We start from the raw sequence: 15354 nt of genomic DNA, 5'->3' as shown, positions 1-15354 counted from the left end.
TTAACGTCGACGAGTCGAAATCGGCGTTCAACATTATCCTGTCCGGCGATGCAACGCCGTCGCAAATGGGCGCCTTTCTGATGGGCCTGCATTTACGCGGGGAAACGGTGGATGAATTAATCGGCGGAGTCACTGTCCTACGGGAGCGAGCAACCTATATCACTGCGCCCGCGGATGCGGTGGATGTCGTCGGCACCGGCGGCGACGGTCATGGCACGCTGAATATCTCAACCGCCGCAGCCTTCGTCACAGCCGGCGCCGGTGTGCCCGTCGCCAAGCATGGCAACAAGGCCGCCTCCTCTCGCTCTGGCACGGCAGACGTTCAGGCGGTTCTCGGCATCAATACCGAATGCGATTTCGACCTGACTGAGCGCGCCGTTCATGAAGCCGGGATCGGGTTTATGGTAGCCTATCGCCATCACGGCGCCATGCGACATGTTGGCCCGACCCGCGGCGAGCTTGGTATTCGCACGATCTTCAACCTTCTCGGGGTGATGTCCAATCCGGCGGCGGTCAAGAGACAGCTGATTGGCGTCTATGATCCAGCCTGGATGCGGCCGATGGCGGAGACCCTGCGTGAGCTTGGCTCAACCCATATCTGGGTTATGCACGGGTCCGACGGGCTTGACGAACTGACCACGACCGGTCCCTCGCAGGTCGTTGAAATGAAGAACGGTGAGATAACGGAATTCGAGATCACGCCGGAGCAGTTCAACCTGAAAAAAGCGACACTTGACGACTTGAAGGGCGGAACACCGGAAGAAAATGCTGAGGCCTTGATGGATCTCCTGAAAGGGGTGACGGGCCCCTACCGGGATATCACCCTGCTCAATGCGGGTGCGGCGATCATGATCGGCGGTAAATGCAAAACCGTTGAGGAGGGAATTGCCCTCGCCACCAATTCCATCGATACCGGTCGGGCGCTCGCGGCCTTTGCCATGCTCAAGCGTATTTCCAACGCCAACGGCTCCATATGAGTATCCTTGCTAAAATCTGTGATGATAAACGCGAGCATGTCCGGAGCACGAAGGATCTCGTTCTCATTTCCGAACTGGAGATCCTTGCAAAAGAAGCTGAGGCCCCACGCGGATTTATTACCGCGCTCCGCGCCCGGCGGCAGGCAGGGCAGTATGGCCTGATTGCCGAGATCAAAAAGGCATCGCCGTCAAAGGGCCTTATCCGCGCCGATTTCGATCCCCCGTCCCTTGCCCGGGCCTATGAGGAGGGCGGCGCGACCTGCCTTTCCGTTCTCACCGATATTCCCTATTTTCAAGGCTCTGACGATTACCTGGTCGAGGCGCGGGCGGCGGTATCGCTTCCGGTCCTCCGCAAGGATTTCATGATTGACCCCTATCAGGTAACCGAGGCCCGGGCCCTGGGTGCGGACTGTATCCTGCTGATCATGGCTGCCCTCTCGGATGCGCAGGCGGAGGAACTGGAAGCCGCCGCCGATGAATGGGGAATGGATGTCCTGATCGAGGTTCATGACCGCACCGAGCTTGATCGCGCTGTCCGCCTGAAAAGCCCTCTGATCGGGATCAATAACCGCAATCTGAAAACCCTGACCGTCGATATTGCCACCACTGAAGCGCTGGCGAAAAACCTTCCTTCAGACTGTGTGGCGGTCAGTGAAAGCGGTCTTTATACCCCCGCCGATCTTGTACGGATGGAAGCGGCGGGATGCGGCTGTTTCCTCGTCGGGGAATCGCTGATGCGCCAGCAGGATGTCGCCGCCGCCGTCCGCACACTTCTGCACAAGGAGTAGGACACCCGAGACATGACTGGATTAACACATTTCGACAAAAGCGGCGCCGCGCATATGGTCAATGTCGGCGATAAGGATATCACGGAGCGATCAGCAACCGCCACGACCAGCATCACCATGCTGCCCGAGACCTTTGCCCTCATCAGGGAGGGCAAGGCAAGCAAGGGGGATGTTCTGGGTGTCGCCCGGCTCGCCGGGATCATGGCGGCCAAGAAAACCGCTGACCTCATTCCGCTCTGCCATCCACTCGCGCTCACCAGTGTCACACTTGACTTCCTTCCGATTGAGGCTGAGAACAGGATCGATATTCACGCGACCTGCAAGCTCAAAGGGCGGACCGGCGTTGAAATGGAAGCCCTCACCGCCGCCTCCATCGCCGCCCTGACCATCTATGATATGTGTAAGGCGGTCGATCGCGGAATGACGATCACGAATACTCATCTGATGGAAAAAAGCGGCGGCAAATCAGGAACTTATAAATCATCATGATCTCTGTGGATGAAGCCCGTGCGAAAATCCTGAAGGACATCAAGCCTGTTAGCACGGAAGTTATCGCGCTCGCCGAAGCAAATGGCCGGGTGCTGGCCGAGGATGCCGTCGCCCGACGAACCCAGCCGCCCGCCGATATGTCGGCCATGGATGGCTTTGCGGTAAAGGCGGCGGATATCGCCATGGTGCCAGCACAGCTCCGAATAGTCGGGACCGCCGCTGCCGGCGGTTCCCATGATACCGTCCTGCAGACCGGTGAGGCGGTCCGCATTTTTACTGGTGCCCCCTTGCCCGACGGCGCTGACACCATTGTCATTCAGGAAGATACAGAATTTACCAACGATGCCGTTACTGTTCTTGAAACAGCCAAGGTGGGCCGCTATGTCCGCCCGGCGGGTCTCGATTTTCGGGGAGGTGACATCGGACTGACAGCAGACCGGGTGCTCAGCCCCCGCGACATCGGCCTGCTCGCGGCCATGAATATCCCTTGGGTGACTGTGCGGCGCCGGCCCCGGATCGCCCTGCTGTCCACCGGCGATGAGCTCGTCCGCCCGGGAGAGCCGGTCGCGCGCAATCAGATTATATCCTCCAACAGCCTGCTCGTCGCGGCCATGATCCGCGAAGCCGGCGGGGACCCCATCGATCTCGGGATCGCCGAAGATAACGCTGCCTCGCTCCGGGAAAAGGCGGCAGGGGCAAGCTCTGCCGATATGCTGATCACCCTCGGCGGGGCCTCTGTCGGCGATCATGACCTTGTGCAGTCGGTTCTGGCCGAGGAAGGACTTGCGGTTGATTTCTGGCGTATTGCCATGCGGCCCGGAAAACCGCTGATGTTTGGTGATTTCGCCGGTATTCCGATGCTCGGGATGCCCGGAAATCCTGTCTCCAGCATGATCTGCAGCTTCCTGTTTCTGCTTCCCGCCATTGATGCCCTCTGCGGCCTGACGCCCCGGCAGCCCCCAAGACAAAAGGCAATTCTCGATCAGGATATTACCGCGAATGACCAGCGGGAGGATTACATGCGTGCCCGCATTATCGGGACGAAAGAAGGCCTGCCTCGGGTTAGCCTGTTCCCCAAGCAGGACAGTTCAATGCTGTCGTCGTTAAGCCGTGCCGACTGCCTTGTCGTTCGGGCACCATTTGCAGCGGCGCTTTCTGCCGGGAGTGAAATCGAAATTATTCTACTCCGCCATCCCTACCCTAACGTGTAAAACGCGGCATCTCCGTCCTATCTTTTTTGTTGACGGGCGATGAGAACTTTTGTAGAACATTCGTAATGTTTTTGTTTTGTTCCTGATGGCGGATACCCATGCTTACCAAAAAACAGCATCAGCTCCTGATGTATATCCACAAATGCCTTGAAACCCGAGGGGTCTCTCCCTCCTTTGAGGAAATGAAGGAAGCACTTGATTTAAAGTCAAAATCGGGCATCCATCGGTTGATAACAGGACTGACCGAGCGCGGCTTCATCCGCCGCCTGCCCCATCGCGCCCGGGCGCTGGAGGTGCTGAAGCTTCCTGATAACCTATTCACCGGCGTCGCGGCACAATCGGGACAGGATGTAAACGCAGCGGCGTCCGCGAACCTCGTCAAGGTCAATTTTAAAACGCCTGATAAACACGCAAAATTGCTATCTGAGACCGATGAGCAGTCGGAAACATCGATCTCGCTGCCGCTGTTTGGCCGGATCGCCGCTGGTACGGCGATTGAAGCCCTGCGAGACCCCACCCGCTATATCAACGTACCGGCGGCAATGCTCGGGAATGGCAAGCATTATTGCCTTGAGGTTGCCGGGGATTCGATGATTGATGCCGGTATTCATGACGGGGATACGGTCATCATTCGCGAAACCGAGACAGCAGAGAACGGCAAAATCGTCGTCGCCCTGATTGATGATGCGGAGGCGACGTTGAAAAGGCTGCGACGCAAAGGTGGGTCCATCGCGCTTGAAGCGGCCAATCCCGCCTATGAGACCCGGATATTCGGTCCTGATCAGGTGAAGGTGCAAGGGCATCTTGTCGGGCTGTTCCGAAAATACTGAGAGCCGCCCACATTTCTCACCCTTCGCCCTCGCGGTATGGGCTTTCCCGGTAGCGGTGCGGAACCCAGGGTCGGTCGCCGCGGAGTTCATTAACACTCTCAACCATAATACCGCCTGAGCCGCCCAGATAAAGGCTGTGGGCGCCTCGCCGCCACAAATCGAACCGGTCAACGACCAGGCGCGGATGCGGGCAAATCCCACGAACCGGGAAGCGGCTCACAATAATGTCGGCGCGCAGGCAATCCATTTCAATTGCGCCGACCGTTTCAGGAAAAGCGATGATCATTCCTTCGTCCCGATAGACGCATCCATAAGGATCGCAGGCGAGCGGAAGATGTTTGCGCCCAACTAAGTGCTGCCCGAGAATTAACTGCCAACGCTCGGCCTCAAACTTCTCGGCGCGCCGGGACGAAAGATATAGTTCCCCATGTTCGGTATGAAGTGCATAGAGATTGCCGCTCTCGGCCATCAGAATGTCTGGTGTCCGATCCTGGAAAAACGTGAGGAACGTGAGAAATGCTGCCGGAAGGGCCAGCCATCTCGCGCCGCGCCGCCAGATTATCAGCCACAGGCATGTGAGGGTTATGGCGACAAGCTGAAGAGTACCAAACGTGCCGAGATACTGAGCGGCTCCGGGCCAGGACGCAGTCTCCCGCGCGATGGCGAGAATCAGGTCAATGCCCGCGCCCGTCATGACCAACGGAGCGACAACCCCAAACGGATAGGCAAGAAAGCTGACAATCACCCATGGCATGACCCACAGCCCCATTATCGGGACCGCGAGAAGGTTCGCGATCAGGCTATAGGCGGCAATCTGCCCAAAATGATAGAGCGCGAACGGCGCCGTCGCCAGCCCCGCGACCAGAGAGGTCAGGATAATGCCAAAAATATAGGCGACGATGCGGCGCAAGAGCCCGCCGCTTCTGGCAAAGGCGCTGAGCCTTGGTCCAATCGTCTCATAGAGCGCGATCAGGGCGAAGACGGCGGCGAAGGACATCTGAAAACTCGGGGTGATCAGACTTTCCGGGAATAACAGCAATATCACCAGTGCCGCGAGGGCAACCATGCGGAACGACAGCGCGGTGCGGTCAAAGCAGATTGCGGTAAACACGGCGGAGATCATAATATAGGCGCGCACCGCGGAGACACTCATGCCGCTCACGAATAAATAGCCCGCAAGCCCGAAAAGGGCAATCACGGCAGCGATCTTCTTGACCGGATAATACAGCGCAACATAGGGCGAGAGAACGAGAAGAAGACGGCTGGCAAAAAATATCAGGCCGCCGATCATGCCCATATGCAGCCCGGAAATAGCGAGTAAATGCGCAAGCCCCGATTGCCGCATGTCATCAAGCTGATTTTGCGGGATGGCGTCCTTGTCACCCGTCATGATCGCCACGATAAAGCCGGCGTTTTCCGGCGGCATATGGTGCAGGACAAATTCCGCTATATTGTTCCGCACCTCTGGAGAACGGCGAAGAAACCAATCTTGAATTCCCGCATTTTCCCCGAGTATTTTAAATTTGCCGATGCTGTAGCCGACAGCGCCGATCGACTGGTAATAGGAATGGCGCTGGAAATCATAGCCACCGGGATAGGCCGGGGCGGGCGGCGGCAGTAATACCGCCTTCACCCGGATCTGCTGCCCGGGTTTCACCGCATCCATATTGCTGCGCGAGGTAAGGCGAATATATTCAAGCGGCGGCACCGCATCACCGTCAGAAAATTCCAGGTTCCCAAGCAGGACCCGCGCGCGTTTGTAACCGGTTGATTTTTCCAGGACCGTCGCCGTAACGGTCGTAACCTCCTTCGCCTGCAAAACCGGGGCGGCAACGACTATTGTTCTTACAATCGACGCTGAAAAACCGATACTGACCAGCAATCCAGCCGTTAGCAGGATCTTTGCCCCCGATCCGTCGCGTCTCCAGAGGGCAATGAGACCCGCCAGAAAAGGTACCAGGACCGCAAGCCAGACGGGGCCGGGCTGCCATTTCAGGGAAAAAAACAGGGCAATGCCCAATCCGACCAGGACCGGATACCATAGAAACCATCGGGACCGATCCTCACGAAGCTGGCTCACCAGGGCTGAAAAACTTATCCGGTACGTTCGCTTCATTAAAAACGGACTCCAACGGCCTACTTGCCCTTCGGAAGGACAAAGGGTACAAAAGCCTGAATTCGATGACGACTGGCCAGTCTAAATTTATACTTGAATACAACGCAAAGTAAATTCTCATGACCATTGTAACGCGATTTGCCCCCTCCCCGACCGGTTTCCTGCATATTGGCGGCGCGCGTACGGCGCTTTTTAATTGGCTTTATGCCCGTCATAATGGTGGAAAATTTCTGCTCCGGATTGAAGATACGGACCGCAAGCGGTCCACCGATGCCGCTATAGAGGCGATTTTTGACGGTATGAAATGGCTCGGGCTCGATTGGGATGATGAACCCATATTTCAGTATTCCCGCCGTGAACGCCATGCCGAGATCGCCCGCGCCCTCATTGCCGACGGCAAGGCCTATCATTGCTACGCATCGCGCGAGGAACTTGAAGAGATGCGCGAAAAAGCCCGCGCCGAGGGCCGCCCCCCGATCTATGACGGGCGCTGGCGGGATCGCGATCCGGCAGATGCCCCGACGGGCTTTGACCCTGTAATCCGGTTCAAATCCCCCAACGAGGGCGCAACGGTTATCAATGATTTGGTGCAGGGCGAGGTCACCTTCGCCAATCGGCAACTCGATGACATGATTCTACTGCGCGCCGACGGCACCCCCACCTATATGTTGTCCGTCGTCGTCGATGATCATGATATGGGCGTGACCGACATCATTCGTGGCGATGACCACCTGACCAACGCGGCCCGACAACAGCAGTTGATAACCGCGCTCGGATGGCCGCTTCCGCGCCTTGCCCATATTCCACTGATTCACGGTTCCGATGGTGCAAAGCTATCAAAACGTCACGGAGCCCTCGGTGTTGATGCCTATCGGGACATGGGCTACCTGCCCGAGGCCCTGCGCAATTACTTGCTGCGGCTGGGGTGGTCACATGGGGATGACGAGATCATCTCCACGGAGCAGGCAATTGACTGGTTCAACCTTGAAAATGTTGGAAAATCAGCCGCCCGCTTTGATTTTGCCAAGCTGGAAAACCTTAATGGTGTCTATATTCGTGAGGCCGATGATGCGTATCTAACGTCTCTGATCGCGCCCATTTTAAGTGAAAAGGCTGGCCGCCCACTTAATGCTAATGAACTGAAAATACTAGAAAAAGCCATGAACGGCTTGAAAGAACGCGCAAAATCAGTAATATCCCTCGCAGACAGTTCACTGTTCCTGTTTGCGGCCCGGCCCCTGGTTCTGGAGGCGAATGCCCAAAAGTTGTTGACGACAGACGCCTGCAATATTCTGGGGCGGCTGGCAGATCGGCTGGAACAGCTGGATGAATGGAACAAAGAAGTAGCGGAGGCGGCCGTTCGGGCCGCTGCAGATTCCGAAGCAGTCAAACTGGGGAAAATTGCGCAGCCATTACGGGCGGCGCTGACCGGTTCCACAGTTTCGCCCGGGATTTTTGACGTTCTCGACGTACTCGGTCGGGAGCAGTCGATTGGACGGATCCGAGATGCGGCGGCGGCTAATGGATAAGCCGCTTCTAGCAGGCTGCAAACCAGCCATAAATGGAAACGTCTTCATATAAAATGTAAAATGGAGTTCCATCTGGAATTCCGCCAGTCCTTATCGGCATGTCCATGCCTGCAATACAAAGGAAACCAGATAAATGAGCAGCTCCAGTGTCACCGGTAACGTCAATCTCACTGAAAAGAATACGAATAAAAATATTGAGCTTCCGCTCATATCCGGAAGTGTGGGGCCATCAGTCATAGATGTGCGTAAGCTTTATTCTCAGACCGGTCATTTCACCTATGATCCTGGATTTACGTCCACGGCGTCGTGCGATTCCGCCATTACCTATATTGATGGCGATGCGGGCATATTGATGCATCGCGGTTACAAGATCGAGGAACTGGCCGAGCATAGCGATTTCATGGAAGTCTGCTACCTGCTGCTGAAGGGGGAGCTTCCTTCGCAGGCCGATAAGAGCAAATTCACTCACGATATCACCTATCACACCATGCTTCATGAGCAGCTCACACAGTTTTACCGCGGATTTCGGCGCGATGCCCATCCGATGGCCGTGATGGTCGGCGTCGTCGGGGCGCTCTCGGCCTTCTACCATGACAGCACCGATATCACCGATCCGACGCAGCGGATGATTGCCAGCTACCGGTTGATTGCCAAGATGCCGACAATTGCTGCCATGGCGTATAAATATTCTGTGGGCCAGCCCTTCATCTATCCTAGCAATGAACTCTCCTATGCCGAAAACTTCCTGCATATGACCTTCAGCGTTCCGGCCGAGCGGTATAAACTGTCGCCCACCATTGCCCGCGCCATGGACCGGATTTTCATCCTCCATGCAGATCACGAGCAGAACGCGTCAACCTCGACGGTGCGTCTCGCCGGTTCGTCCGGGGCAAATCCGTTTGCCTGCATCGCCGCCGGTATTGCCTGTCTCTGGGGTCCGGCGCATGGCGGTGCCAACGAAGCGGTCCTTGCGATGCTGCATCAGATTGGGTCCGTCAACCGGGTTCAGGAATTCATTGCAAAGGCGAAAGACAAGGATGATCCGTTCCGCCTGATGGGCTTTGGTCACCGCGTCTATAAAAACTACGATCCGCGCGCCAAGGTCATGCAGCAAACCTGCTATGAAGTCCTCGATGAGCTTGGCATCAAGGATGAACCGATGCTGAAGCTGGCGATGGAACTAGAAAAAATTGCGCTCGAAGATCCCTATTTCATCGAGAAAAAACTGTTCCCGAATGTCGATTTTTATTCTGGCATTATCCTGCAGGCGCTTGGCTTTCCAACCAGCATGTTTACCGTGCTGTTCGCCGTCGCCCGCACCGTCGGCTGGGTTGCCCAGTGGAACGAGATGATGGAAGATCCGTCGCAGAAAATTGGCCGTCCCCGGCAGTTGTACACTGGTGCGGCAGAGCGGCCTTACGTTGAATTAAGCAAGCGATAATCCGGTGGGCATCACTTCCCGCATCAACAGCCCTGTCACTCCCTCGGTGCAACCCGAGGGAGCCAGAGTGCCCCGAAAGCTATATTTGAGGGCAGCCAACGACAATTACGCGCCGATGGCGCATTGGTTGAAGAAACTGTCAAAAATCCTTCTGCCGCTGGTCATCGTGTCTTTCTTTGCCGCCGTCTGGTATTTTGGCGGCAGCTGACCGCATTAATCAGCGCTCAACCAGTTCGATCTTGTAGCCGTCAGGATCCTCAATGAAGGCAATGACCGATGTGCCATGTTTCATCGGTCCCGGGGCACGCGGAATTTTAACGCCCTCCGCTTCAAGCCGCTCACAAATTCCGTATATATCCTTCACCCCGAGCGCCAGATGGCCAAAGCCGTCCCCCAGGTCATAGGGTTCCGTCTGATCCCAGTTATGGGTCAACTCAATTACAGTATTTTCCTTCTCGTCGCCATAACCTACGAAGGCCAGAGTAAATTTCCCACCGGGAAAATCGGTTTTACGCAGCAGATTCATTTCAAGATGATCAACGTAGAATTTAATCGATTTTTCAAGATTACGGACACGAATCATCGTATGCAACATCCTGAAATTACTGTTTTTATCGCTGCTCATATATTTTCCTTTTGCGCAATGAGGTGGAGGACGACTTTCGCTGCCCTTTCTCCGGGCGATATGTCGCCCTTGCCCAATAATAGCATGGCCTGATCAAACCCCGCAATCTGTCGCGCCCGCTTTTCCTCACAATGGAACAACTCCGCAAGTGCGGGAGTGAGGTTGGCTGCCGTACAGTTTTCCAGAATATATTCCGGTACTATTTCCCGCGCCAAAAGGATATTGACCAGATTGACGAAATCCAGCTTGACGAAGCGGCGAGCGATCCGCGCGGTAATGGCATTTAATTTATAGGCAATCACCGTCGGCAGCCGCGCCAAGGCGAGTTCAAGCCCGACAGTACCCGAGGCTGCCAACGCGACATCCGCCGCTGCCATAGCATCGTATTTTGCCGCCTCCCCCTCTAAGACAAGGACCGGGATTTTCCAGCTTTTGACGGCGTCACGAACTATCTCACCCGAGCGGCCAACGACAGGCGCCACCAGCCTGAACTCCCCGATTCGGGCGCGCAGGTTTTCCGCTGCTGTTTTAAAAATCGGCAGCAAGCGCTCAACCTCGCTCCGTCGGCTGCCGGCCAGCATCATCAGAACCCGCTCCTCCGGCCCTATTCCCTGTTCCTGCCGAAACCTTATGCCATCGCCCTCGCCGGCGCCGCTTTCAACCACGGAATGACCGACAAAAGTTGCGGACAGGCCAACCTTCTCGAAATAGGGTGGTTCAAACGGTAACAGGGTCAGCAGGTGATCATAGAGCGGTGCAATTTTCTGTGCCCGGCCCGGACGCCAGGCCCAGACTGACGGTGCCACATAATGGACTTTCGGAAATGCGGTTCCCTGGAGTTTTTTGGCGACGCGAAAACTGAAATCTGGCGCATCGATGGTAATGAAAACATCCGGAGCAAACTCTTTCGCCGCCGTTGCCGTCTCGGCCATTCGGCGAAATAACAGGCGAAGCTTCGGTACCACCTCAAACAGGCCCATGACGGTGAGATCATCCATGGGGAACAGGCTATCCAGTCCTTCCGCCGCCATGAGGGGGCCGCCGACACCCTCAAAATTTATCGATCTTTCCGATTGCTGCCGTAATGCCCCCATCAGTTTTGCGCCAAGCGCATCCCCGGAGGGCTCTCCTGCGACGATAAAAACCTTGCAGTCTCCGGGCGTCATCACTCAGGCGATTTGGCGTCGAGGCCAATCACGAATATACCTGCGGCATCGGCCCGGCGAACAATTTCGGCTATATCAATGACCAGCGTCAGTCCTGCCTCAACAGCAATACCCCGCAAATTTGCGGCAATGACACCGGAGATGGTGTCCGGGCCGATGGTCGGCATATCGGCACGCAGATCCTGACCGGGCTTGGACAGCTTGACGAGGACACCAGCAGGCTTTTCCCAGGCAAAAGCCGCCGAGCGCGCCAGCAGTCCATCAGTCCCCTCTGCGGCCTCGACGGCGAGCACATAACCATCACGAATGATCGCAGCCTGCCCGATATCGAGACTGCCAATTGCCTTAACGATCCGAACGCCGGTCGTGATATCTTCATGATCCTGGCCTTTGGCGGCAATCTTTCCGAGCTGGCCAGCGGGTGCCAGAAGGTCACTCGCCAGTTCATGAACGCCGACCACAATGAAACCCTTATCCTTCAGGTAGGCGGCAATCGCCGTCATCAGACCGTCATCGCCTTTACGGGAGGCACCGGTAATCCGGGCCAGCAGCTTAATGCCCTCAAAATCAGGAACAAGATTTTTAAGATCAGGCCGCCGCACTGGACCGACAAGGGTAATCCGGCGGCAGTTCTCGCGCGCGAGAGCCTTCAGAAATTTGCCGACTTTCGTAATCCGGATCGTCTCATGGGGAAAAGCGGCGTAATGCTGCGGGTCCGCCTCATCCTTGATCAACAGAAGATAGGGCATCTCCCCGCGAGCACGCAACGTCATGGCGAGGGCAAGCGGGAGGCTGCCGCTGCCCGCAACAATCCCCACACGGCCCTGATTTTCGTTATCGAGGCTGGCAGAAGCCACGTTTCGTCTCGTCATTGATGAAATCGAGGACGGTTTTCACGGACGGGAAATCCGCATATTCGGCCGGCAGGTTTTTGGCCCGGTCGGCAAATGTTCCCTCTTCTGAAAACAGGAATTTATAGGCATTGCGAAGCGCGTGAATATCATCTCGCGAAAAATTCCGACGCTTCATCCCGGTCAGGTTAAGGCCATTGAGAAGCGCCCTGTTGCCGGTTGCCGATCCAAACGGGATGACATCCGTCTCCACCCCAGAAGCCCCGCCGATCATGGCATGTTCGCCAATGCGGACAAACTGGTGAACCGCCGACAGGCCACCGATTATGACGAAATCGCCCAGCGTCACATGACCGCCCAGCGTCGCATTATTAACCAGGATGACATGATTACCGATCTGGCAGTCGTGGGCAACATGGGCGCCGATCATGAGCAGGCAATTATCGCCGATCCGCGTCAGCATTCCCCCGCCGGCCGTTCCGGGATTGATGGTCACATGCTCCCGGATCTGGCAGTTCTCGCCGATGATCAATTCCGACTGTTCACCGCTATATTTCAGGTCCTGCGGCGCATGCCCAACCGACGCAAACGGGAAAATAGTCGTGCCGCCGCCGATCGTTGTTTTGCCGTCGACGGCAACATGCGATTTCAACGTGACATTGGCACCAAGCGTCACATTCCCGCCGACAACGCAAAATGGCCCGATCCTCACGTCCGGGTGGACGGACGCGCCCTCCTCGATAATGGCGGTATGATGAATTTGGCCCATGCGGTACCCTGTACTTCTTTCACTAATATCCCGGCGATCAGACGCTATTGCTATCCGCGAACCGCCGCAAGCTCAAATCAAGCTGTGTTACAGCCGGTTACCCGTCCTCTAGTCAACAATCATCGCCGAGAAATCGGCTTCGGAAACTTTCTTTCCATCAACTTTGACAACGCCCGAAAACCGCCAGACATCCCCGCGCCGCTGCTTGACCGTCACCTCAACATGCATCGTGTCGCCCGGCGTTACAGGCCGGCGAAACCGCGCATTATCGATCGACATAAACAACACATGACGGCCCTGGGAGTCCGCGCCCAAAGTCTTGATGACCAGCACGCCTGCCGTTTGTGCCATGGATTCCACGATCATCACTCCCGGCATGATCGGTCGACCGGGGAAATGCCCCTGAAACTGCGGCTCGTTCATAGTGACATTCTTTATGCCAGTGGCAGACTTGCCAGGGACGATATTAATAAGCCGATCAACGAGCAATAGGGGATACCGGTGCGGTATCATCTCAAGAATTCCTAATATATCGATGCTTTCGACAGTATCAGAGGAAATATTTTCAGTCATTTCACAGACCCCTTGTTTTGCGCTAATTTACTCAATATTGCGATTTGGCGAAAATACTGCCTGCGGGGCTGTGCGGGATAGCCCGCGTAGGTCATACCCGCAGGAACATCTGAAATAACCCCCGATTTTGCCGAAATCTGCGCCCCGGTTCCAATCCGTATATGACCTGCGAGGCCAGCCTGCCCGCCGACCATGACAAAATCCTCCACCACCGTACTACCGGAAATTCCGGTCTGGGCGGCAATAATACAGCCTTTGCCGATCGTGACGTTATGAGCGATCTGCACCATGTTATCGATCCAGCTGTTATCGCCAATAACAGTGTCCGGCCCGGATCCCTTGTCAATTGTCGTATTGGCGCCAATTTCAACGTTGGACCCGATAATGACGCGACCAAGTTGCGGTATCTTGACATGCTTCACCGGGTCCGGCGCAAACCCAAAACCGTCCTGGCCGATTTTTGCGCCGTTATAAATCGAGACATTATCGCCAATGAAGCAATAGCTTAGGAGCACTCCGGCACCTATGCGACAATCCGTTCCCACCCGTACCCCCCGACGGAAGACGGAATGAGCACCGATGATCGTATTTTCCCCGATAACGACGTCGTCCTCAATAACAACATAAGGGCCAATTGAGACATTCTCGCCTAAATTTGCGCTGGAGGCGACAATCGCCGTGGGATGTATGTTTCCGTTACCGAGAACCGGCGGATAGAATTTATTGGCAATCCGCGCATAGGCCTTATACGGATCCTTCGCAATCAGGATAGCGACCCCTTCCGGGATTTTATCAAGGACTTTTTCAATTGCAATGCAAGCGGTAGCGCGGGTTTTGAGAAACTCACCCTCATATTTTGGATTGCTGAGAAAAGTGAGATCCCCATGGCCGGCCTGATCGAGCGGCTTTACATCGGAAATCATTATCTCCGGATCAATGCCATCCGCCAGCCGGATATCCGGGAATTCCGCCAGCACCCGAAGAGAAAACGGACCCACGGCGCGATAAAACAGTTGATCCGGCATCAGTTTTGCTTTGACGGAATAACCTTGACGTCAACCTTCTTGAGTTGTTTGTCGAGCGCTGCAAAAACCTTGTCGGTCAGGTCCAGCGGCTTTTCGACAAAAAGAATTTCATTGATATCAAGAATGACCGTTGCCCCATATTCCGTCATCATTTGTTGCATAACTGGCAAAAGCTGGGATCTGACCTGATCGAGTGCCATCATTCGGCTTTTTTGTATCTGCCTGTTTTTACTTTGTATTTCAAGACGATGCGCCTCTGCCTTTTTATTAAATTCCGCCTGCTTTTGCGTATAGGCATTTGGTGCTATCACCGATTTCTGCCGTTCAATCTGGACTTTTTCATCCCGCAGTTTCTGCTCTTGTGCCTCAATCTCCGTTTTATATTTGTTCTCAATGCCCTTAAGCTGATCATTGATATCCTTGACAACTGCCAGTTCACTCATGATTTTCTGCATGTCCAGAACGCCGATATATGTTTTGGCACCCGATTGCGCATAAGATTGGGGTGCGGAAAATACCGTTAGTATTGTGAGAAATAAAACAATCGGCAGGTATCTAATTAACATCATCAACTTCCTAGAAACGCGTCCCGAAATCGAGCTGGAATACTTCATCCTTATCATATTCATCCTTCAATATCGGATAGGCAACATTGATTTGGATTGGACCGAACGGAGAGACCCAGTTAAGTCCAACACCAACGGATGCTCTTGGAGCGGCATTATCCGAAATTCCCGGATCATTGTCATCTATTCCCGTAAGGGTGCCAACGTCGATGAATGTCCTGCCCAGTACGCCATACTCCTGCGGCAAACCGACCGGGAACCGCAGCTCGGCCGAGGCGATGGCATATGCGTTTCCGCCCAACGCATCCCCGGAGGCGATATCTCGCGGCCCTATACCACGATTTGCAAAACCCCTGAAATTCCGGACGCCAACATTGTAACGTTGTGACAGGATCACA

17 protein-coding genes are annotated in these 15354 nt (G+C 55.3%); 8 read left to right on the top strand and 9 right to left on the bottom strand.

Features of this window, described 5'->3' with window-relative positions:
• From trpD to lexA, 5 genes are all read left to right on the top strand, one after another.
• Positions 1 to 977 (top strand): anthranilate phosphoribosyltransferase (trpD, locus tag ACESNI_RS15170; RefSeq protein WP_373088468.1); only part of this gene is annotated, 977 nt, incomplete at its 5' end.
• Positions 974 to 1765 carry an indole-3-glycerol phosphate synthase TrpC gene (trpC, locus tag ACESNI_RS15165; RefSeq protein ID WP_373088466.1) on the top strand — a complete coding sequence of 264 codons (792 nt, stop codon included), beginning with the start codon at positions 974 to 976 and terminating at the stop codon, positions 1763 to 1765. The genes trpD and trpC, both read left to right, overlap by 4 nt.
• Before the next feature lie 12 nt (positions 1766 to 1777).
• Complete coding sequence (gene moaC, locus ACESNI_RS15160) at positions 1778 to 2254, top strand: cyclic pyranopterin monophosphate synthase MoaC (protein WP_373088463.1); 477 nt, start codon at positions 1778 to 1780, stop codon at positions 2252 to 2254.
• Positions 2251 to 3465 carry a gephyrin-like molybdotransferase Glp gene (gene glp / locus ACESNI_RS15155; protein WP_373088460.1) on the top strand — a complete coding sequence of 405 codons (1215 nt, stop codon included), beginning with the start codon at positions 2251 to 2253 and terminating at the stop codon, positions 3463 to 3465. Before moaC ends, glp begins: the two co-directional genes overlap by 4 nt.
• A 98-nt stretch (positions 3466 to 3563) precedes the next feature.
• Entirely contained in the window at positions 3564 to 4295 is a 732-nt protein-coding gene (gene lexA / locus ACESNI_RS15150; protein ID WP_373088457.1) for a transcriptional repressor LexA, read from the top strand.
• Positions 4296 to 4311: 16 nt separating this feature from the next.
• Here lexA and ACESNI_RS15145 read toward each other — a convergent pair whose 3' ends face one another.
• Positions 4312 to 6411 carry a ComEC/Rec2 family competence protein gene (locus ACESNI_RS15145; protein WP_373088454.1) on the bottom strand — a complete coding sequence of 700 codons (2100 nt, stop codon included), beginning with the start codon at positions 6409 to 6411 and terminating at the stop codon, positions 4312 to 4314.
• A 119-nt stretch (positions 6412 to 6530) separates the two neighbouring features.
• Between ACESNI_RS15145 and gltX the strand changes: the two genes are divergently transcribed.
• The 3 genes from gltX (at position 6531) to ACESNI_RS15130 (ending at position 9589) form a co-directional block, all read left to right on the top strand.
• Positions 6531 to 7940, top strand: coding sequence for a glutamate--tRNA ligase (gene gltX, locus ACESNI_RS15140; protein ID WP_373088451.1), 1410 nt, complete (start codon positions 6531 to 6533; stop codon positions 7938 to 7940).
• Positions 7941 to 8073: 133 nt separating this feature from the next.
• On the top strand, positions 8074 to 9381 hold the full coding sequence (gene gltA / locus ACESNI_RS15135; RefSeq protein WP_373088448.1) for a citrate synthase: 1308 nt from the start codon (positions 8074 to 8076) through the stop codon (positions 9379 to 9381).
• Between the two features lie 67 nt (positions 9382 to 9448).
• The gene (locus ACESNI_RS15130) at positions 9449 to 9589 is read left to right on the top strand and encodes a hypothetical protein (RefSeq protein WP_373088445.1); all 141 of its coding nucleotides are present in this window, start codon (positions 9449 to 9451) and stop codon (positions 9587 to 9589) included.
• Between the two features lie 9 nt (positions 9590 to 9598).
• Here ACESNI_RS15130 and gloA read toward each other — a convergent pair whose 3' ends face one another.
• The 8 genes from gloA to ACESNI_RS15090 form a co-directional block, all read right to left on the bottom strand.
• A complete protein-coding gene (gene gloA / locus ACESNI_RS15125) occupies positions 9599 to 10006 on the bottom strand; it encodes a lactoylglutathione lyase (RefSeq protein ID WP_373088442.1) in 408 nt (135 codons plus the stop codon).
• Positions 10003 to 11172: a lipid-A-disaccharide synthase gene (lpxB, locus tag ACESNI_RS15120; protein ID WP_373088439.1), complete on the bottom strand. Its 1170-nt coding sequence runs from the start codon at positions 11170 to 11172 to the stop codon at positions 10003 to 10005. Before lpxB ends, gloA begins: the two co-directional genes overlap by 4 nt.
• A complete protein-coding gene (locus ACESNI_RS15115; RefSeq protein WP_373088436.1) occupies positions 11172 to 12044 on the bottom strand; it encodes an LpxI family protein in 873 nt (290 codons plus the stop codon). Before ACESNI_RS15115 ends, lpxB begins: the two co-directional genes overlap by 1 nt.
• Positions 12007 to 12792 carry an acyl-ACP--UDP-N-acetylglucosamine O-acyltransferase gene (lpxA, locus tag ACESNI_RS15110; RefSeq protein ID WP_373088434.1) on the bottom strand — a complete coding sequence of 262 codons (786 nt, stop codon included), beginning with the start codon at positions 12790 to 12792 and terminating at the stop codon, positions 12007 to 12009. The genes ACESNI_RS15115 and lpxA overlap by 38 nt, the downstream gene beginning before the upstream one ends.
• A gap of 108 nt (positions 12793 to 12900) precedes the next feature.
• Positions 12901 to 13365, bottom strand: coding sequence for a 3-hydroxyacyl-ACP dehydratase FabZ (gene fabZ / locus ACESNI_RS15105; RefSeq protein ID WP_373088431.1), 465 nt, complete (start codon positions 13363 to 13365; stop codon positions 12901 to 12903).
• Complete coding sequence (lpxD, locus tag ACESNI_RS15100) at positions 13362 to 14390, bottom strand: UDP-3-O-(3-hydroxymyristoyl)glucosamine N-acyltransferase (protein ID WP_373088428.1); 1029 nt, start codon at positions 14388 to 14390, stop codon at positions 13362 to 13364. The genes fabZ and lpxD overlap by 4 nt, the downstream gene beginning before the upstream one ends.
• A complete protein-coding gene (locus ACESNI_RS15095; protein ID WP_373088425.1) occupies positions 14390 to 14959 on the bottom strand; it encodes an OmpH family outer membrane protein in 570 nt (189 codons plus the stop codon). Before ACESNI_RS15095 ends, lpxD begins: the two co-directional genes overlap by 1 nt.
• Positions 14960 to 14966: 7 nt before the next feature.
• The coding region (locus tag ACESNI_RS15090; RefSeq protein ID WP_373088423.1) for a BamA/TamA family outer membrane protein at positions 14967 to 15354 on the bottom strand (388 nt) is incomplete at its 5' end.

This window comes from Sneathiella sp., from assembly GCF_041689005.1.
Classification (GTDB): Bacteria; Pseudomonadota; Alphaproteobacteria; order Sneathiellales; family Sneathiellaceae; genus Sneathiella.
Note: the sequence above shows the minus strand (reverse complement) of the source record. Positions and strands in the feature narration are given on the sequence as shown.

What these genes read in the sequence shown, in the direction of transcription:
- trpC (WP_373088466.1), top strand. Translation starts at nt 974, where the DNA reads ATGAGTATCCTTGCTAAAATCTGTGATGATAAACGCGAGCATGTCCGG.
- moaC (WP_373088463.1), top strand. Translation starts at nt 1,778, where the DNA reads ATGACTGGATTAACACATTTCGACAAAAGCGGCGCCGCGCATATGGTC.
- glp (WP_373088460.1), top strand. Translation starts at nt 2,251, where the DNA reads ATGATCTCTGTGGATGAAGCCCGTGCGAAAATCCTGAAGGACATCAAG.
- lexA (WP_373088457.1), top strand. Translation starts at nt 3,564, where the DNA reads ATGCTTACCAAAAAACAGCATCAGCTCCTGATGTATATCCACAAATGC.
- ACESNI_RS15145 (WP_373088454.1), bottom strand. Translation starts at nt 6,411, where the DNA reads ATGAAGCGAACGTACCGGATAAGTTTTTCAGCCCTGGTGAGCCAGCTT.
- gltX (WP_373088451.1), top strand. Translation starts at nt 6,531, where the DNA reads ATGACCATTGTAACGCGATTTGCCCCCTCCCCGACCGGTTTCCTGCAT.
- gltA (WP_373088448.1), top strand. Translation starts at nt 8,074, where the DNA reads ATGAGCAGCTCCAGTGTCACCGGTAACGTCAATCTCACTGAAAAGAAT.
- gloA (WP_373088442.1), bottom strand. Translation starts at nt 10,006, where the DNA reads ATGAGCAGCGATAAAAACAGTAATTTCAGGATGTTGCATACGATGATT.
- lpxB (WP_373088439.1), bottom strand. Translation starts at nt 11,172, where the DNA reads ATGACGCCCGGAGACTGCAAGGTTTTTATCGTCGCAGGAGAGCCCTCC.
- ACESNI_RS15115 (WP_373088436.1), bottom strand. Translation starts at nt 12,044, where the DNA reads ATGACGAGACGAAACGTGGCTTCTGCCAGCCTCGATAACGAAAATCAG.
- lpxA (WP_373088434.1), bottom strand. Translation starts at nt 12,792, where the DNA reads ATGGGCCAAATTCATCATACCGCCATTATCGAGGAGGGCGCGTCCGTC.
- fabZ (WP_373088431.1), bottom strand. Translation starts at nt 13,365, where the DNA reads ATGACTGAAAATATTTCCTCTGATACTGTCGAAAGCATCGATATATTA.
- lpxD (WP_373088428.1), bottom strand. Translation starts at nt 14,390, where the DNA reads ATGCCGGATCAACTGTTTTATCGCGCCGTGGGTCCGTTTTCTCTTCGG.
- ACESNI_RS15095 (WP_373088425.1), bottom strand. Translation starts at nt 14,959, where the DNA reads ATGATGTTAATTAGATACCTGCCGATTGTTTTATTTCTCACAATACTA.